At 40.1% G+C, this 17,664-nt stretch carries 17 protein-coding genes; 14 read left to right on the top strand and 3 right to left on the bottom strand.

Features of this window, described 5'->3' with window-relative positions:
- The first annotated feature begins 276 nt into the window (after nt 1–276).
- From ACXACJ_RS14745 to ACXACJ_RS14710, 8 genes are all read left to right on the top strand, one after another.
- A complete protein-coding gene (locus tag ACXACJ_RS14745) occupies nt 277–822 on the top strand; it encodes a 30S ribosomal protein S16 (RefSeq protein WP_475135231.1) in 546 nt (181 codons plus the stop codon).
- A gap of 12 nt (nt 823–834) precedes the next feature.
- Nucleotides 835–1,368 carry a ribosome maturation factor RimM gene (gene rimM / locus ACXACJ_RS14740; RefSeq protein WP_475135230.1) on the top strand — a complete coding sequence of 178 codons (534 nt, stop codon included), beginning with the start codon at nt 835–837 and terminating at the stop codon, nt 1,366–1,368.
- A 4-nt stretch (nt 1,369–1,372) separates the two neighbouring features.
- Nucleotides 1,373–2,050: a tRNA (guanosine(37)-N1)-methyltransferase TrmD gene (gene trmD / locus ACXACJ_RS14735; RefSeq protein WP_475135229.1), complete on the top strand. Its 678-nt coding sequence runs from the start codon at nt 1,373–1,375 to the stop codon at nt 2,048–2,050.
- A gap of 88 nt (nt 2,051–2,138) precedes the next feature.
- Nucleotides 2,139–2,498, top strand: a complete 360-nt coding sequence (rplS, locus tag ACXACJ_RS14730) for a 50S ribosomal protein L19 (protein ID WP_475135228.1) — start codon at nt 2,139–2,141, stop codon at nt 2,496–2,498.
- Nucleotides 2,499–2,629: 131 nt separating this feature from the next.
- Entirely contained in the window at nt 2,630–3,397 is a 768-nt protein-coding gene (gene dapF / locus ACXACJ_RS14725) for a diaminopimelate epimerase (protein WP_475135227.1), read from the top strand.
- Nucleotides 3,398–3,466: 69 nt separating this feature from the next.
- Entirely contained in the window at nt 3,467–6,820 is a 3,354-nt protein-coding gene (gene secA, locus ACXACJ_RS14720; protein WP_475135226.1) for a preprotein translocase subunit SecA, read from the top strand.
- Complete coding sequence (locus tag ACXACJ_RS14715; protein WP_475135225.1) at nt 6,813–7,355, top strand: hypothetical protein; 543 nt, start codon at nt 6,813–6,815, stop codon at nt 7,353–7,355. Before secA ends, ACXACJ_RS14715 begins: the two co-directional genes overlap by 8 nt.
- Complete coding sequence (locus ACXACJ_RS14710) at nt 7,352–8,545, top strand: M20 metallopeptidase family protein (protein WP_475135224.1); 1,194 nt, start codon at nt 7,352–7,354, stop codon at nt 8,543–8,545. The genes ACXACJ_RS14715 and ACXACJ_RS14710 overlap by 4 nt, the downstream gene beginning before the upstream one ends.
- Here the strand turns inward: ACXACJ_RS14710 and ACXACJ_RS14705 are convergent.
- Together ACXACJ_RS14705 and ACXACJ_RS14700 are read right to left on the bottom strand one after the other, a co-directional pair.
- A complete protein-coding gene (locus tag ACXACJ_RS14705) occupies nt 8,531–9,508 on the bottom strand; it encodes a hypothetical protein (protein WP_475135223.1) in 978 nt (325 codons plus the stop codon). The two genes, ACXACJ_RS14710 and ACXACJ_RS14705, sit on opposite strands and share 15 nt — an antisense overlap.
- Nucleotides 9,509–9,581: 73 nt before the next feature.
- On the bottom strand, nt 9,582–11,276 hold the full coding sequence (locus ACXACJ_RS14700) for a Na/Pi cotransporter family protein (RefSeq protein WP_475135222.1): 1,695 nt from the start codon (nt 11,274–11,276) through the stop codon (nt 9,582–9,584).
- A 220-nt stretch (nt 11,277–11,496) separates the two neighbouring features.
- On the opposite strand from ACXACJ_RS14700, the gene ACXACJ_RS14695 reads away from it, so the two are divergent.
- From ACXACJ_RS14695 to ACXACJ_RS14670, 6 genes are all read left to right on the top strand, one after another.
- Nucleotides 11,497–12,666, top strand: coding sequence for a Na/Pi symporter (locus ACXACJ_RS14695; protein WP_475135221.1), 1,170 nt, complete (start codon nt 11,497–11,499; stop codon nt 12,664–12,666).
- Nucleotides 12,667–12,731: 65 nt separating this feature from the next.
- Nucleotides 12,732–13,958 (top strand): porin, encoded by a 1,227-nt coding sequence (locus tag ACXACJ_RS14690; RefSeq protein WP_475135220.1) that lies wholly within the window; start codon nt 12,732–12,734, stop codon nt 13,956–13,958.
- A gap of 51 nt (nt 13,959–14,009) precedes the next feature.
- The gene (gene chrA, locus ACXACJ_RS14685) at nt 14,010–15,143 is read left to right on the top strand and encodes a chromate efflux transporter (RefSeq protein WP_475135219.1); all 1,134 of its coding nucleotides are present in this window, start codon (nt 14,010–14,012) and stop codon (nt 15,141–15,143) included.
- Between the two features lie 40 nt (nt 15,144–15,183).
- The gene (locus ACXACJ_RS14680; RefSeq protein WP_475135218.1) at nt 15,184–15,549 is read left to right on the top strand and encodes a phage holin family protein; all 366 of its coding nucleotides are present in this window, start codon (nt 15,184–15,186) and stop codon (nt 15,547–15,549) included.
- Nucleotides 15,546–15,941: a hypothetical protein gene (locus ACXACJ_RS14675; RefSeq protein ID WP_475135217.1), complete on the top strand. Its 396-nt coding sequence runs from the start codon at nt 15,546–15,548 to the stop codon at nt 15,939–15,941. Before ACXACJ_RS14680 ends, ACXACJ_RS14675 begins: the two co-directional genes overlap by 4 nt.
- A complete protein-coding gene (locus tag ACXACJ_RS14670; protein WP_475135216.1) occupies nt 15,913–16,686 on the top strand; it encodes a phosphoglycerol geranylgeranyltransferase in 774 nt (257 codons plus the stop codon). Before ACXACJ_RS14675 ends, ACXACJ_RS14670 begins: the two co-directional genes overlap by 29 nt.
- On the opposite strand, the gene ACXACJ_RS14665 is transcribed toward ACXACJ_RS14670, so the two are convergent.
- Nucleotides 16,672–17,595 (bottom strand): AraC family transcriptional regulator, encoded by a 924-nt coding sequence (locus tag ACXACJ_RS14665; protein ID WP_475135215.1) that lies wholly within the window; start codon nt 17,593–17,595, stop codon nt 16,672–16,674. The genes ACXACJ_RS14670 and ACXACJ_RS14665 overlap by 15 nt on opposite strands.
- Nucleotides 17,596–17,664 lie beyond the last annotated feature (69 nt).

Raw genomic sequence — 17,664 nt, 5'->3', positions numbered from 1 at the left:
AAAAAGCTTGTTTCTGGTTAATAATTGTCGTTTAAGCTGAGAGGGTTCTGAATTTTACAATTTGAAATGGAAAAGGTTGGTGGTCAATTCACACTTTTTTCAGTGAGCCAATCAATCGAAAGTCTTCTTGGTCTGATAGTTATCTATATTTTCTCATCTCAAATAATTCTTGTAAAGTTCTTTTCTAAGAATATTCAATTATCTTTGCAGTCCTTTTTCGAGACGTGATCTTGAGAAAGTAGGGGACGTGATCCCCATTTAACCATATAATTTAAAATGGCAGTAAAAATCAGATTGGCCAGAAGAGGCCGCAAAAAACAAGCAATCTACGATGTAGTTGTTGCTGATGCTAGAGCACCACGTGATGGTCGCTTTATTGAAAAAATCGGTACTTATAACCCAAATACCGACCCTGCAACTATCAATATTGATAATGACAAGGCGTTCCAGTGGGTTATGAATGGTGCACAACCTACCGATACTGTAAAAGCAATGCTTTCTTACAGAGGTGTACTTTTGAGAAAACACCTTCAAATTGGTGTTGTTAAAGGTGCTTTAACGCAAGAAGAAGCAGATGCTAAATTTGAAGCTTGGTTGTCTGATAAAGATGCTAAGATTTCAGGTAAGGTAGAAAACCTTGCTAAAGCCAAAGAAGATGCTAAAAAGGCTAAACTTGAGGCTGAAGCTAAAGTTAGCGCTGCAAGAGCAGAAGCTCTAGCTGCTAAGAAAGCTGAAGAAGAAGCTGCAAATGCTCCTGATGAAGAAGCATCAGAAGATGCTGAAGGTGCAGAAGAGGCAGGTGAAGAAAAAAGCGAAGATTAATTAATTGCTGACATGACGGTTAATGAATGTTACCAGCTTGGGTATATCGTTAAGCCGCATGGTCTAAAAGGGGAGGTTCAAGTTCTTTTGGACGTTGACTACCCTGAAGCATATCAAGAATTGGAATCAGTTTTTGTTCTTAATGGACAACAACTGGTTCCTTTTTTTATTGATTCGCTTTCTCTTAATGGCCAAAAGGCAATTTTCGGTTTTGAAGATATTGACAGCGTAGATGCTGCATTGGCGCTGAAAGGCTGCGGTTTGTACCTTCCTTTGGAAGCCTTACCTGAATTGGACGGTAATGACTTCTATTTTCATGAGTTGGTTGAGTTTACTTTGTTTGATGAAACTGCTCAACAGGAAGTGGGTGTGGTGGAAAATGTTTTTGATGCCGGAAGTCAAATTCTTCTTTCCGTTAAGCACACTTCGGGCAAAGAAGTGCTAATTCCGCTTTCCGATGAACTTGTTGAAAAGATTAATCGGGAAGAAAAGGTTTTGCATATGGCTGTGCCAGAAGGGCTGATAGATATTTATTTGAACGACTAGCTTCATGAGGATTGACATCATAACATTATTGCCGCGACTGCTCGAAAGTCCTTTTTCTCACTCCATTTTAAAAAGAGCGCAGGAAAAAGAGTTAGTAGAAGTAGTTGTGCATGATTTGCGCGAATTTGCCACCAATAAGCAAAAGCAGTTAGATGACTATGCGTACGGTGGAGGTGCAGGTATGGTTATGATGATTGAGCCCATCGATCTCTGTATTTCTAAACTGAGATCTGAGCGCGATTACGATGAAGTTATTTATATAACTCCTGACGGAGAGCAGCTAAGGCAAGGGATTGCCAATGAACTTTCCCTTAAAGGAAATCTGATTATTCTTTGTGGGCATTATAAAGGTGTGGACGAACGTGTTCGTCAGGCCTTCATAACTCGGGAAATCAGCATTGGTGATTACGTGTTGTCTGGTGGCGAATTGGCTGCTGCAGTATTGGCAGATTCCATAATTCGTCTATTACCAGGTGTGCTTTCTGACGAAACTTCTGCGTTGACCGATTCTTTTCAAGATAATTTATTGGCTCCGCCAGTTTATACTCGGCCTGCTGACTATAAAGGTATGAAAGTGCCAGATGTGCTTTTATCGGGCCATCAGGCCAAGATTGACGAGTGGAGACATGAGCAGTCGGTGAAAAGAACAGAAGAAAGAAGGCCAGATTTATTAAAAGACTGAAAAAATATTGACAGTCTGCTTTTTAGCAAAAAAATATTCCCCTATATTTGCAGTCCGATTTTAGACAAGGCTGTTAGAGATAGAAATCATGAGCGATCTTATCAAATTTATAGAGCAAGAGAACAACGAAATCAGAGCTTCACTTCCTGATTTCAACCCTGGTGATACAGTGAACGTTCACGTAAAGATCAAGGAAGGTAACAAGGAGAGAATCCAGCAATTCCAAGGCACTGTGATTCAGAGAAAAAACACAGGCACCAACGGGGAAACTTTCGCTGTAAGAAAAGTCTCTAATGGTGTTGGCGTTGAACGTATTTTTCCAATCCTTTCTCCAAATATCGAGAAAATCGAAGTTTTGAGAAAAGGTAAGGTAAGAAGAGCTAAATTGTTCTACTTAAGAGGTAGACAAGGTAAGGCTGCAAGAATTAAAGAGAAATTGGCGAGATAATCGTACAATAAAAGAATTCAAAACCTCCCTTGGGAGGTTTTTTTTTGCTTCAAGGTTTTTGGTCGTGCCATAATGTCACGCTTTTAATTGAGGCTCGTTTATTGTTCTTTTGCGCACGTTAAAATAGAACTGTGATTAACTTTCATAAATATCAAGGAACCGGTAACGACTTTGTAATGGTCGATAACCGAAGCCTGATCTTTCCTAAGGAAGACCTTTCTAATATCACTAAACTGTGTGATCGTAAATTTGGGATTGGTGCCGATGGTGTAATCCTGATTGAGAATCATCCAGATTTCGATTTTGAAATGATCTATTATAATCCTGATGGATCTCAAAGCCTTTGCGGTAACGGCAGCCGATGCGCAGTTATGTTTGCAAGCAGCTTGGGCATTATTGGCAATTCCACCACTTTTTTGGCCATTGACGGAAAACACGAAGCTCAAATTGAAGGTGAAGAGGTACATTTACTCATGAATGATGTGAAGGGATTTGAGCAGATTGGAGATGACTTTTTAATCGATACCGGTTCGCCACATTATATTAAGTATGTGAGTTCTACTGCAGATACTGATGTAGTAAGTGAAGGCAGAAAAGTTCGGTATTCAGAGCGGTTTCAAGAAAAGGGAGTGAATGTCAATTTTCTTGAAAAAATCTCCGATCAGGATTTATCCATTAGAACTTATGAACGAGGAGTTGAGAACGAAACCCTTTCTTGTGGTACAGGTTGTACAGCTGCGGCCTTATCACTTTCCTTATTAGGAGGAAAGAGTCCAGTGGCTCTCAAAGCAATGGGAGGAAACTTAAGAGTTTCGTTCGAAAAAGAAGGAGCAGGTTTCAAGAATATTTATTTGATTGGGCCAGCCAAGAAAGTATTTGAAGGAAGGGTAGAGTTGTGAATATAATTTCCACAGAAGTTCAATTTTAATACTCAAGAAATTAACTTTAAACCATATTAAAAGAACAGTATGAGTTTTCTTACAAAGGGGTTAGCAAAGATTTTTGGATCGAAGTCAGATAGGGACATTAAAGAGGTAATGCCTTATGTAGATAAGATCAACCAGATTTATGCTGGAATGAGCGGAATCAGTGATGATGAATTACGCGGAAAAACCCAGGAGATTAAAAATAAGATTAAGGATTTCCTTAAAGATATAGATCAGGAACTTGAAGGCCTTCACAAGCAAATCGAAGATGAGCCAAATATGGACATCTCTCAGAAAGAATCAATTTTCGATCAAATCGATAAGCTAGAAGAGAAACGCAATGAAGAACTTGAAAAGGTTTTGATGGACGTTCTGCCAGATGCTTTTGCGGTAGTGAAAGAAACGGCAAGAAGGCTGAAGGAAAACAAGAAATTAGAGGTTACAGCTACCATCCTAGATAAACAAATTGCTGCTAAAGGAAAGCATGTTGAAATTCAAGGTGAGAAGGCGATTTGGCATAACAAATGGATGGCTGCAGGTACCGAGGTTACTTGGGAAATGCTTCACTACGATGTGCAGTTGATTGGTGGAATTGTTCTTCACCAAGGTAAAATTGCCGAGATGGCAACGGGTGAAGGTAAAACCTTAGTTGCTACCCTACCAGCTTACCTAAATGCTTTGGCTGAGCGTGGTGTACACGTAGTAACCGTAAATGATTATCTAGCGAAGCGTGACTTAGAGTGGATGGCACCTTTATTCCAGTTCCATGGAATTACCATCGACTGTGTTGATAAGCACCAACCCAATTCTGAAGAAAGAAGACAAGCTTACCAAGCAGATATTACTTACGGAACCAACAACGAATTTGGCTTTGATTATCTGCGTGATAACATGGCTAGAGAAGAGAAGGAATTGGTTCAGCGCAAGCATCATTACGCTATGGTGGATGAGGTTGACTCCGTTTTGATTGATGAAGCTCGTACTCCGTTGATTATTTCTGGCCCTGTGCCAAAAGGGGATGAGCACGAATTCTACGATTTAAAACCTCGTATTTCTAAGCTGGTAGATGCACAAAGAAAACTTTGTTCTCAATATCTGAATGATGCAAAAAGGCTTCTGAAAGAAGGTAATGAAGATGAGGGAGGCCTTGCTCTTTTCAGAGCGTACCGCGGTTTGCCAAAGTATAAGCCTTTGATCAAGTTCTTGAGTGAAACGGGAATGAAAATCGTTTTGCAAAAAACTGAGAACTTCTATTTGGCCGATAATCAAAAGAACTTACCAAAAGCAGATGAGCCTCTTTTCTTTACCATTGATGAGAAGAGTAATGCGGTAAACCTTACTGAAAACGGAACAGATTTAATTACTGGAGAAGGGGAAGATCCTAATTTCTTTATACTTACTGATATCGGAGATGTTGTGGCTCGCTTAGAGAAAGACGACACTTTGGAAGAAGATGAAAAGCTAAAACAGAAAGAGGAAGCAATTCAAGATTATTCTGTAAAAGCTCAGCGTATTCATACGGTTAACCAGTTGTTGAAAGCTTATACCATGTTCGAAAAGGACACTGAGTATATTCTTGATGCTGGCAAGGTAAAAATCGTTGATGAGCAAACCGGTCGTGTGATGGAAGGCAGAAGATATTCTGACGGACTTCACCAAGCAATTGAAGCGAAGGAAAACGTAAAAGTTGAAGACGCAACTCAAACCTACGCTACCATTACCCTCCAGAACTATTTCCGTATGTACCACAAGCTTGCTGGTATGACGGGTACTGCAGAAACCGAAGCAGGTGAGTTCTGGGAAATTTACGAATTAGATACTGTGGTTATACCAACCAATCGTCATATTCAAAGAGACGACAGGGAGGATAAAGTTTATAAAACGGTTCGTGAAAAATTCAATGCCGTTGTCGATGAAATTGTAGAGTTGACAGCAGAAGGCAGACCTGTACTTGTGGGTACTACTTCGGTAGAAATTTCTGAAGTGTTGAGTAGAATGCTTCACATGAAGAAAATTGAGCACCAAGTATTGAATGCCAAGCAGCACGCTAGAGAGGCGGATGTTGTAGCTGCAGCTGGTAAACCTGGTACGGTTACCATTGCTACAAACATGGCGGGTCGTGGTACGGATATTAAGCTAACCCCTGAATCTAAAAAAGCAGGAGGTTTGGCTATTATTGGTACAGAAAGGCACGAATCAAGACGTGTTGACCGTCAGTTGAGAGGTCGTTCTGGTCGTCAAGGTGATCCAGGTTCTTCTCAATTCTTCGTTTCATTGGAAGATAACCTGATGAGACTTTTCGGTTCAGACCGTGTAGCGAAGCTCATGGATAGAATGGGACTGAAAGAAGGTGAAATGATTCAACATTCTATGATCTCTAAGTCTATCGAAAGAGCTCAGAAGAAAGTTGAAGAAAATAACTTCGGAATTAGAAAGCGTCTGTTGGAATATGATGATATCATGAACCAGCAACGAACTGTGATTTACGAAAGAAGAAAGAACGCTCTGAAAGGTGAAAGACTTCAGTTGGATATCATGAATATGGTATACGACACCTGCGAAGACATAATCAACAATACTAAGAGCACTGACGATTTTGATGGTTTCAAACTCAGCTGCATTAGCATTTTGGGTATGGACACTAAAATCTCGAAAGATTACTTCGTTCAAACTGATGCAAATACGCTTACAAACGATTTGTACGAAGAAGCTTTTGCTCAGTACGGAGCTAAAAATAAGAGCATTGCCCACCGTGCATTGCCATTAATGCAGCATATTTTGCAAGAAAGAGGTGCTACTGTTGAAAATGTTCTGTTGCCTTTCACTGATGGAAAACGTCAGATTGGAGTAGGTGTGAACCTTCATAAAACGGTAGATACTGAGAATCAAGAAATGATTAAGGCGATGGAGAAATCCATTACTTTAGGCGTAATTGATTTGACTTGGAAAGAGCATCTTAGAGATATGGATGACTTGAAACAGTCAGTTCAGAATGCTGTTTACGAACAAAAGGACCCACTTTTGATTTATAAGTTTGAGGCTTTCAACTTGTTCAAGGCTTTTCTTTCTAAAGTGAATGAAGAAACCGTTTCTTTCCTCACCAAGGCGGATATCCCTCAGCAAGCACCTGACAGAGTTCAGGAAGCTATAAGCGCAAGGCCTCAGCAGAAATTAAATGAAAGTAAGGAAGAATCGAGATCTGCACTTGCTGGCCAACAGGATACTAGAAATAGACCTCCGGTTGAAAAAACAGCTCCAATAAAGTCAGATAAAATTTACGGCCGAAATGATCGTGTTAGCGTTCAATACACAGACGGAACTGTAAAAACTGACGTTAAGTTTAAGCAGGTTGAAGAGGATATCCTGAGCAACAAATGTGTGGTAATTAATGAATAAGCATTTTCTGAATTCACTCTTATTAGGAACCATATTGGTTATGGCAGTTTCGAGCTGTGCCGATAAAGGTATTCCTAAAAAGGACAAAAATAGAACGAGAGAAGAGGTCGATTTGAGCTACTCTGACGACCTCTCTAAGTATCGCCCGGTGATTGCAAAAGCATCAGATTCAAGCTCTTTGAATTCCGATGAAGTAATCCAGAATGAAGCCATCCGTTCTACTTTTGAAATTTCAGAGCAATTAGATGCGGTTTTAGATTCAGTGGTGGTGAGAAACCAAGCATCTGCTACAGTTTCAGGTTATACCATTTTGGTGTATTCTGGAAATAGCGAAAGAGATGCTGGACGTGTTCGAAATAGATTATTCGATGTTTTGCCAGCAATGGAGGCCAAAATTCAGTATAAATTACCTACCTATTTTGTGAAAATTGGCCAGTTTCATCAGCTGATTGAGGCGCAGTCGCTGTACCAAAAAATCAGAAAGTATTACCCAACGGCTACCGTAGTTCCCGAACAGTTCAAGCTTCAAAAATGAGTTTGTTAGAAGAGGTTAAAAAATTGGCTTCGGATTATGCTGAAGCTACTGTTGATATTCGTAGGCATATCCACGCTCATCCTGAGCTTTCTTTCGAAGAGTTTGAAACCGCTAAATTTGTGGCTGCTGAACTTAGAAAGATTGGTATAGAACCTAAAGAAGGAGTTGCGCGCACTGGCCTTACAGCGCTTATCGAAGGAAGAAATCCAAATTCGAAAGTTGTGGCATTGCGTGCTGATATGGACGCGCTTCCCATTATTGAGGCTAATGATGTGCCTTATAAATCTAAAAATGAAGGTGTAATGCACGCTTGTGGTCATGATGTTCATACGTCATGCTTATTGGGTGCTGCTCGAATTCTACATAGCCTTAGAGATCAATTCGAAGGCACGATTAAGTTGGTATTTCAGCCAGGGGAAGAAAAGAATCCTGGAGGCGCATCTTTAATGATTAAAGATGGAGCTCTGGAAAATCCTCGCCCAGCCAGAATGTTAGGGCAACATGTAATGCCTTATATCCCCACCGGGAAAATTGGCTTTCGTGAAGGAAAGTATATGGCCAGTGCCGATGAGATTTATCTTACGGTAAAGGGCAAGGGTGGTCATGCGGCTTTGCCAGATAAGGTAATCGATCCAATTCTAACCGCTTCGCATATTTTGGTAGCCCTACAGCAGGTGGTTAGCCGAAATGCCGATCCTAAAAAGCCAACAGTTCTTTCATTTGGCAAGATTGCCGGAGGAATTGCTCAGAATGTGATTCCCGATGAAGTGAAAATAGCAGGTACTTTCAGAGCACTTGATGAAGAATGGCGCTTTGAAGCTCATAAAAGAATCAAGCGAATAGCTGAAGGTATTGCAGAAGGAATGGGCGGAACATGCGATGTTTTTATCGATGTTGGGTATCCTTTTCTTTCTAACGACCCTGAAACTACTCAGATTGCAAGAACTGCTACCGAAGCTTATATCGGCAAAGAGAATATAGTGGAATTGGATCTGTGGATGGGAGCTGAGGATTTCGCTTATTACTCTCACGAAGTGCCGTCTTGCTTCTACCGACTAGGTACAGGTAATGAAGAAAAGGGAACTACCCTTGGAGTTCATACGCCAAAATTCAACATCGATGAAGATGCTATTGAATTGGGAATTGGCTTAATGGCTTGGTTGGCCATTAATGAATTACAAGCCGGTTAAGAACCTTACCAAGAAAACTAGTCCTACACTCACTCCAAGTCCGAAGAAAACCTTTCCTAGGTCTTTTCCAATGTCTTTTACTGTGGAATTAGGTACAGAACCAAAAGCGAAGTACTTGATTCCAATTTCTCTACCTGCCAATAAGCCTAAGAATACCCAAGTGGTACTCATTGGAATATTGTTCAATTCTTTGAAGAACAATAAAATGATGGCGTAAGAGAAGTCGATAATCGTGGCGGAACGGATGTCTACAGTATTGGTTTTGGCTTTGATAATGCTTTGAATAGCTCCTCCTTTTGAATAGAAAATATAGCCCAACAGTACCAAGAACACTACAATGGTGAAAACCAAGTTGACAGAACTAATTTGCCTTGGGAGGTACACGTAGATATTTGCAAAATCTTGGATAAGCCATTGAGACCATAGAAAACCAGTAGAACACCATTGAGCGATTGTCCAATATCTGAGTTGCTTTTTGGTTGGTGGGTTTTCAATAAATCGCTTCTCGAACTTCTTGGCAATAGCCAAATAAACCAAGATTGCAGCGCCAAATGCCACCAAATATCCCGACATAGATTTTACTACCATGTCGTAAAGGTTTTTAGGGTTGAAGAAAGTTAGGATTAGGAAAGAAGTACTAACCGGAATACCCAACCTAGTGATGATAAGCAGAATAATTGGAGGCAAAAGATAAGGCCACCCGAAGCTTACAATGTCTGCTGGCTCTTTGTATTTCGGGTTTGTAAAGCCATTGGTTACAGGATCACCAATCAATCTTCCGTAGGTAACGTCCCCGTTGTTCATAAACCAACCGTAAACAAGCACGATGGCTAGAATGGAGCCGGCATAAATCCAGAGTACCCACCACTTTTTGTTTTCGTTCGAACTTAAGAAGGTACCCAAGGTTTGGATAACATCGTTTCCGATTACGGAGTAGGCCGATAGAATGAAACCGGCATACATGATAAATTCTAGCTAAGTCATGTTTGGTGCGACTAAGTCCTAAGCGTTTAAGGCAAATCTTTTATAGCAAGCTCTATAAATCATCATCGTCTTTGCCAAAATCTCCTCTCACCGCTTCGCTAACGTTGATAAGGTGATCCCCGATTTTCTCGGCAGCAAAGAATAAATCCTTATAGATTATGCCACTTTTGACATCGTATTCTTTCTTTTCAGTACTTTTTAAGTGCTGCTTTCTCATTTTCGATTTCAAAGCATTGATTGCTTCTTCGGTTTCAATGGCAGCGCTAATGTCTACTTTGTGGCTGTAAGGGCCGTTAATGACGGTTGTCATTTGGGCAAAAGCCTGATCGAGCAGCTTGAAGATAGCTGCGATGCTCTTATTCTGTTTCTCAGAGAAAAGAAGCTTTTGCTTGTTACCTCGATCGATGTCTTTTGACATGCGGAGAATAATATCCGCTACCCTTTCCAAGTCATGGGAAATACTCAGCAGAGATCGTACTTTAATGGATGCTTCTTCGCTTAAAGGTTGTTCAGAAATCTTAACCAAATAGCTTGCAATGTTTTCTTCGATTTCGTCAGTCAGCTCTTCAAGCTTCGAGATTTTTTCTTTCAGTTTAATGCGATTGCCTTCCTTAGGCTCGTGAAGATAGTTCTTCAAATGGCCAAACATGGCGGTGGTAATATCAGCAAACTTTGCAGTTTCCTTTTGGGCGCTCATGATAGAAACTTCGGAAGTCAACGGCACATTGTAATTGATGTGAGTAAGCGTGAATTCCTCGTCTTCATCGCCTTTCGATTTAACCAATCGGGTTGCGAGTTTAACCAACTGTGGTACGAACCAGATGAGTAATAATACATTCAACATGTTGAATGTGGTGTGGAAAAGAGCCAGAGTGAATTTGTTTGGATCATCTCCGTTGGCTGGCGCAGGCCAAATGTATTGCAATGCATCTAACACATAAGGAAGCAAAATGACCATCCACGTAACCCCAATTATATTGAAGAGGGAGTGAATTTTGGCAGATCTTTTTGCGTGAACATTACCAACAATTGCGGCCAGTTCAGCGGTAATGGTGGTTCCTATATTTTCTCCCAAAACCATGGCAGTACCAATTTCAATAGGCAAACCCTGTGCACAAAGCACAATGGTTAACGACATGGCTGCACTGGAAGATTGAACAATGATGGTGAGTAATGTTCCCACACCCACAAACATTAATCGAGTTAATAATCCTGGGTGGCTATATTCAGAAAGAAATGCAAGAATGTCGGGGTTACTTTTGATGTCTGGAACGGCATCTTTTAGCGATTCCAAGCCCATAAAAAGCAGGGCAAAGCCAATTATGAATTCAGCCCAGTTTTTAACGTTCGGCTTTTTAGAGAACATCATTGGCATGGCAATGGCCAACAATGGAAGGGCTATTTCTGCGATTTTTACTTTAAATCCTAACAAAGAAACTAACCATCCTGTTACGGTAGTCCCTATATTAGCACCCATCATGACCCCGGCCAACTCCACAAGTGAGATAAGACCTGCGTTTACAAAACTTACGGTCATTACTGTGGTAGCGGAAGAAGATTGAACAATGGCTGTGATTAAAAAGCCTGTTAGAACACCTGTATAACGATTCGAGGTCATTGTGCCAAGAATGTTTCTCAGGTTGTCTCCAGCGGCTTTCTGGATTCCTTCGCTCATGACCTTCATTCCGTAAATGAAGAAACCAAGAGCTCCAAGAAGCTCCAGTACGTTTAGAATGCCGTAGTCCATGATTTTTTTACTGAGATTCCAGTTTTTGTAGGGTTCATTTTCAGCCGTAAAAATAGAGATTGTTTTTTAAGGCCAAGTGTTAAATTATTGTTACCTAAAATCAAATATCTGTAAAGCATGCTTAACAATAGATTCATGGTAACAAAAACGAATAAAAGTATTTTCTAGGTAGTTTTGCCGTTCGAAATTTAACATCAATAATATAGGAAAAATTAACTGAATGAAAGGGGCAGCTTCAGAGAATTCAAAGTTCTCATCTCTTGTGGTGAAGGCCATCCTGATCATATCAGTGGTTCTTCTTTTCTTATTCTCCATCGATTTGGTGATTACCGCCCTTTCCGATGCGGTAGGGTATATCAACCACAATCTACTTTCTTCCGATCTTGATCCATTTGTTGGGCTATTTCTAGGCCTTCTGATTACAGCAATAATTCAGAGTAGCTCTACCATTACAACCATGGTTGTGGCCTTGGTGGCTACGGGTACTTTAAGCTTGCAAGAAGCTGTTCCGATTATTATGGGGGCAAACGTGGGTACTACATTAACGAGTAACATTGTCGCTCTGGGCTTTATTTCTAATAAAAGAAGATTTAGAAGAGCTGTTGCAGTAGGTTCCATGCACGATTTCTACAATATCATTTTAGTAATGGTATGGTTTCCTTTGGAATATAGATATGGTGCCCTATCGCGCATGTCTATTTTCTTTACCGATTTGATTTTTGGTGAAGAATTAGGCCATCATGTGGGAATGGTGGATCAGAGCACAGGGAAAGGATGGACTGCAGGTGTCGTTAATTGGTTCGATAACAGTTTATTAGTGTTAGGGCTTTCTCTGGTTTTGCTATTCGTTTCAATCAAGTTGCTTGCTTTGATTATAAAAAAGACAATCATAGGAGAGTCGAAAAACAAGCTTGGAACCTTTGTTTTTGACAGGCCATTGAAATCGTTTAGTTGGGGCGTTTTGCTAACTGCGGCTATTCAGTCTAGTTCGGTGACAACTTCTATTCTGGTTCCGTTAGCGGCTACGGATAAAGTGAAAGTGAAAAGTGCTTTTCCGTTTATCATCGGTGCTAACTTAGGAACCACACTGACTGCTTTAATCGCTGCAGGTTTTAGGTCCGAAGTTGCCGCTACCATTGCTATTGCCCATTTGGTATTCAACTTGAGTGGGGCGATTATCTTCATGGCAATTCCGGTATTCCGAAATTTTATGATCGATTTTTCAAAACAATTCAGTATTTGGGTTTCAAAATATAGAGTAATCGGGCTCGCTTACATCCTTATCATGTTCTTCTTGTTGCCATTTTTGTTGATATCATTTGGCAGAAGTGAGAGAGTGGCGAAGCTCAAAGCGCATAATTATGCTATCGAGAGGCGGGTAGGTAAATAAAAAATTTGATTTAAAATGTAAAGTTTGTTTTACTTTTAAATTGTTTGAGTAAGCTTTGCGTTCTTATGCGCAACATCGAAAAGTCTATTCGCCCTTCAAGATGGTTAAAATATCTAGTATGCTTTACTTTTTTCTTAATTTCTTTCTCTCTATCGGCTCAAAACACGGTTAAAAATAGCTTGGGCGAAGGTCTTACTTTTATGGCTCAGGATTCTTCCTTTTCCGTTAATATGGGTTTTCGCTTTCAAACGCTTTATCAAGGCCAGCTCAATTTAAAAGATAATTCTTGGGGCGATAGGTTTATGATCAGGCGCTCTCGACTCAAGTTCAATGGCTTTGTGTGTGACCCTGCTCTCACTTTTAAAATAGAATTAGGCCTTTCTTCTCGTGATATTGGAGGTGGGAATTTGCCTGAATTTGGCAATGCATCTAGGATTATTCTAGATGCCGTGGCCAAATGGAAAATAAATTCATCGTGGACATTGTGGATTGGCCAAACCAAGCTGCCGGGAAATAGGGAACGGGTTGTGTCTTCCCAAAGCATGCAGTTTGTCGATCGTAGTTTATTGAATTCTCGCTTCAATATCGATAGAGATATTGGTGTTCAGATTTGGCATAAGAGTAGATTAGGAGGTAAAAGTGTTTTCAAACAAGGCCTTTCTATTTCCATGGGAGAAGGTCGGAATGTCATTGCTGAAAATGCTGGAGGTTATGACTATACCTTAAGGCTCGATTTTTTGCCATTCGGGGAGTTTAAAAATAAGGGTGATTATTTCGGCTCCGATTTAGAGAGAGAAGAAGGACCGAAATTAGCAATTGGGGCCACTTTCGATTTTAATGATGGCGCCTCTAGGCAACGTGGTCAATTGGGTGATTTTGTTAGAGATGCTCAAGGCAATGCTGTCATCACCGATCTGTCTACTCTTTTTATAGACGCAATGTTTAAGTATCGTGGTTTTTCGTTTATGGGTGAATTTGCGGATAAGGAATCATCAGATGAGGTTTTGGTCAATTTAAATGATGGTGAGACTTTGAAATTTGTAACTGGCCAAGCCGTGAACCTTCAGGCAGGTTACCTTTTTTCTAAGAATGAAGTTGCCATTCGATATACGGCAGTTCAGCCCGATAGTGAAGTTTTTTCAGCTCTGAAAAGAGAGAAGCAGTATACTTTGGGTTTCTCTCGGTATATTTCAGGTCATGATTTGAAAATTCAAACTGACCTATCCTTTACAGAAGGCTATCAAAAAGGAGATGCTTTAATGTATAGATTTCAGCTGGAGGTTTCACTGTAAAACAATCTTGCTTTAACGATAAAGTCATTTTGAAAATTTAAAATGCACACTATGCTAAAAGGGAGATTGGCAGAAGTTGCCTCGGTATTTTTTAAGCTTGGCTGTATTGCCTTTGGTGGTCCTGCTGCTCATATCGCTATGATGGAAAAGGAAGTGGTTGAAAAGCGGAAATGGCTTACCCACGAACATTTTCTCGATTTAATGGGAGCAACCAATCTTATTCCTGGACCAAATTCTACAGAAATGACCATGCATTGTGGTCATGAAAGAGCGGGCAAACTGGGGCTTTTTGTGGCTGGTTTTTGTTTTATCTTTCCTTCGGTTGTAATAACAGGTTTATTGGCTTGGCTTTATGTAGAGTATGGTCAATTACCTGCTGTCGAGCCTTTTATTTTCGGAATTAAACCCGCTGTTTTGGCCATTATTGCCGGTGCGGTATATAAGCTTGCTAAGAAGGCTTTAAAGGGGATTGAGCTAATTGTTTTAGGCGCTTTAGTTCTTGTAGTGAGCTTGTTAGGTGTAAACGAAGTTTTAGCCTTATTGGGTGCTGGCCTACTTGGGGCTTTCTATTTTTATATCAAAAGCAATTCAAGTTTCAATCAAGGAAAGAATGCGCAATGGTTTTTGCTTGGTTTTCTGCCTCAGTCCATCGTGAAGGTTTCTTCACTTAATGTTTTTCTTACTTTTCTAAAAGTAGGGGCTGTTTTGTATGGAAGCGGCTATGTGCTTTTTGCGTATTTGGATGCCGAATTGGTCACTAAAGGCTGGCTCAGTCGCCAAGAACTTATTGATGCAGTTGCTATTGGTCAATTTACACCTGGGCCAGTTTTGTCCACCGCTACTTTTATAGGCTATCAATTGAATGGAGTTTCTGGTGCTTTAGCGGCTACACTCGGAATCTTTCTTCCTTCCTTTATTTTCGTGCTTATTTTAAATCCTTTGATCCCAAAAATCAGGAAGTCAAAACTTTTAGGCCACTTTTTGGATTCAGTTAATGTAGCCGCAGTTGCGGTAATGGCAGCAGTGCTTTTAAAGATGGCCGAAACGAGTTTAACAGATTGGAAGTCTGTACTTATTGCCGTTTTAGGTGTCGTTTTCACCTTCGGAAAATATAAGTTAAGCAGTTTGTGGCTGGTTTTAGGCAGTGCTGTTTTGGGAGCTATTTTGATGCTACTTTCAAATTAGTATTCCAGTTCTTATTAACTTCCGAGAAAATACCACAGTTGTGAAATTATTCGATACTGATAAGCTGATTAAAACTTTAACTGGTTTTCTTGAAACCAAAGTGGAGTTGCTCAAGCTCGATGCACAAGAGGAAATCACCAAACTCATTGCCCGATTGGTGGTTTATATGATGTTGGCCCTAACATGTACAATGGCCTTATTCTTCTTAACTTTGGCCTTAGCTATTTTGCTAGGCGAATGGTTCGAAAACGTTGTTTTAGGTTATGCCTCTGTTGCGATTCTTTACATTGTGTCAGGCGTTGTGGTGTACCAATGGAGGAAAGCTATTATTAAAATAGTTGTGGCTAAACAAGCTCAAGAAATTGAAGAGGAATATCACGAAATGTCCGAAGAGGAAGAAATATGATGTCTAGAAAGGAAGAACTCGAAGAATCTAACGCTCGGTACAAAGCTTCTTTAGAAGATCAGCTTGACGAGTTGAAAGATAATGTTGAAAAAGTTGGCAAGAAGGCAATGTGGATTGGCGGAGGATTATTGTTGGCTTATGGAGTTACTAGGCTGATTACCCGAAGTGGAGAAGATGCTGAAAGACATATTATTGAGGCCTCACCTGATAGTGAGGAGCCTGTGAGAGTTGTGGTTGAGCCGAAAAAAGTGATCGAGCGTCCTATGATCGGAACAGGTTTTACTGGAGTTCTCAAGCAACAGGCATTGGTATTTTTATTAGGTTTGGCAGCACGTAAGCTCGGTGATTTTTTGAGCGAAGCAGATGATAAACAAAACGAAGGTGATTCTTGACGCATTAAAACTAAAAGCTCAACAGAAAAGAAAGTCTCTGGCTCTATTGGTAGATCCAGACGATATTCATGAAAATGGCATTCAATCCGTAATCAGGGCCGCCATTGAAAATAGAGTGGATTATTTTTTTGTTGGAGGAAGTTTAATTACGAGTAACAATTTTGGAATGGTGGTTGAAGTCATCAAGAGCAATACTGAGATTCCTTGTGTTCTATTTCCAGGTAATGCCATCCAAATTCACCCAGATGCTGATGCCATTCTTTTTCTGTCCCTAATTTCTGGTAGAAATCCAGAGTTGCTTATCGGTCAACATGTGGTGGCTGCGCCTGTTTTGAAAAGAAGTAGTTTGGAGGTTATCCCAACCGGCTACATGTTAGTGCATGCTGGTCGACCTACCAGTGTTTCTTATATGAGCAATACTCAGCCAATTCCTAATGATAAGCCTAGCTTAGCGATAAGCACTGCAATGGCGGGAGAAATGTTGGGTTTACAATGTTTATACATGGATGCAGGAAGTGGCGCGCAAGAACCTATTTCGTCTAAAATCATAAAAGGGGTAAGAAGAAATGTTGAACTTCCGCTAATTGTGGGAGGAGGTTTGAACACACCAAGAAAGGTAAAACAGGCATTAGAAGCCGGGGCCGATATGGTTGTGATTGGCAACGCGGCACAAAAAAACCTCAGCTTTTTAGCCGAGGTCTCTGATGTTATTCAATGTTTTAACGAAGAATTAAACGTTAATTAAGCTTTCTCTTCTTCTCATTTTTCCTGCAGGAATACCAAACATCATCTTAAATCTTCTACAGAAGTAAGCAGTGTCTTTGTATCCAACTTCTCGTCCTATATCTCTGATGCTTTTCTTAGTGGTTCTTAAAAGGTCCACAGCAGCTTCCATTCTTTGATATTCGATGTAATCCTGAGGGTTAATACCAGTAAGCATTTTGAAATACTGACCTACGTAATCTTCAGAAACATTAGCAACGCCTGCCAATACTTTGTTCGAAAGGTCTCCGCCAAGGTTGTTTTTGATATAAGCGAAAATATCGATGAGCCTTGGGTCCTTAAAGTAGGTGCTGTTGGTTACCAATTGCTCTACAAACAATCTGTTGTCAAGAATGTATCGGATGATTTCAACACACAAATATTCTGTGTTTACTTTGATAATTCTGTTTTTACCAGGCTTGGTAGAGTTAGTTTCGGCAATAATTACTCTCATTAAGTCTGAAATCGTATCGTTATTACGAATAGCAAACGGAGTAATATTTAGGGATGAAAAGAAATTTACTGAGTCGAAAACTTTAGCTTCGAACATGATTTGGCTAAAGCCATCTACATCAAAGTCGTTGATCTCAGCATCACTTGCGTTTTGCAAGTATTTCTTTTTGTTAGATAGGAAATCTTCGTTTGAAACCACTGGTGCGGTTAAAGATCCATAGGAAATGGCAGTTGACTTGCCTCCTGGGATGAAAAGCATATCTCCTTCAGATACCTTTTCCTGTTCTTCTCCAAAATAAATGTCTCCATTGTTTACGATGATGATGGTGTTTTCCACATCATAATGATTCTCAATGGTAACAGGTTTCGCAATTTTCATATTGCGACTTTTTAGATACCGAACCCCTAAAGATTCGATAATCTTATTGTAATCTTCCATTTTAGTTTGAGTTTGAAATTATACACACTTCACTGGACAAAATTAATAGCGAATTATATAATTTCAAAA

This window comes from Roseivirga sp. AWQ4_251, from assembly GCF_056158225.1.
The sequence above is the reverse complement of the archived record's forward strand: the minus strand, read 5'-3'. Positions and strand labels throughout refer to the sequence as shown.

Excerpts from the sequence above, each read along its gene's own strand:
- secA (WP_475135226.1), top strand. The coding sequence starts at position 3,467 with ATGAGTTTTCTTACAAAGGGGTTAGCAAAGATTTTTGGATCGAAGTCA.
- ACXACJ_RS14715 (WP_475135225.1), top strand. The coding sequence starts at position 6,813 with ATGAATAAGCATTTTCTGAATTCACTCTTATTAGGAACCATATTGGTT.
- ACXACJ_RS14665 (WP_475135215.1), bottom strand. The coding sequence starts at position 17,595 with ATGGAAGATTACAATAAGATTATCGAATCTTTAGGGGTTCGGTATCTA.
- ACXACJ_RS14670 (WP_475135216.1), top strand. The coding sequence starts at position 15,913 with ATGATAAACAAAACGAAGGTGATTCTTGACGCATTAAAACTAAAAGCT.
- ACXACJ_RS14705 (WP_475135223.1), bottom strand. The coding sequence starts at position 9,508 with ATGTATGCCGGTTTCATTCTATCGGCCTACTCCGTAATCGGAAACGAT.
- chrA (WP_475135219.1), top strand. The coding sequence starts at position 14,010 with ATGCTAAAAGGGAGATTGGCAGAAGTTGCCTCGGTATTTTTTAAGCTT.
- ACXACJ_RS14710 (WP_475135224.1), top strand. The coding sequence starts at position 7,352 with ATGAGTTTGTTAGAAGAGGTTAAAAAATTGGCTTCGGATTATGCTGAA.
- rplS (WP_475135228.1), top strand. The coding sequence starts at position 2,139 with ATGAGCGATCTTATCAAATTTATAGAGCAAGAGAACAACGAAATCAGA.
- ACXACJ_RS14695 (WP_475135221.1), top strand. The coding sequence starts at position 11,497 with ATGAAAGGGGCAGCTTCAGAGAATTCAAAGTTCTCATCTCTTGTGGTG.
- rimM (WP_475135230.1), top strand. The coding sequence starts at position 835 with ATGACGGTTAATGAATGTTACCAGCTTGGGTATATCGTTAAGCCGCAT.
- ACXACJ_RS14675 (WP_475135217.1), top strand. The coding sequence starts at position 15,546 with ATGATGTCTAGAAAGGAAGAACTCGAAGAATCTAACGCTCGGTACAAA.
- ACXACJ_RS14690 (WP_475135220.1), top strand. The coding sequence starts at position 12,732 with ATGCGCAACATCGAAAAGTCTATTCGCCCTTCAAGATGGTTAAAATAT.
- trmD (WP_475135229.1), top strand. The coding sequence starts at position 1,373 with ATGAGGATTGACATCATAACATTATTGCCGCGACTGCTCGAAAGTCCT.
- ACXACJ_RS14700 (WP_475135222.1), bottom strand. The coding sequence starts at position 11,276 with ATGGACTACGGCATTCTAAACGTACTGGAGCTTCTTGGAGCTCTTGGT.
- ACXACJ_RS14745 (WP_475135231.1), top strand. The coding sequence starts at position 277 with ATGGCAGTAAAAATCAGATTGGCCAGAAGAGGCCGCAAAAAACAAGCA.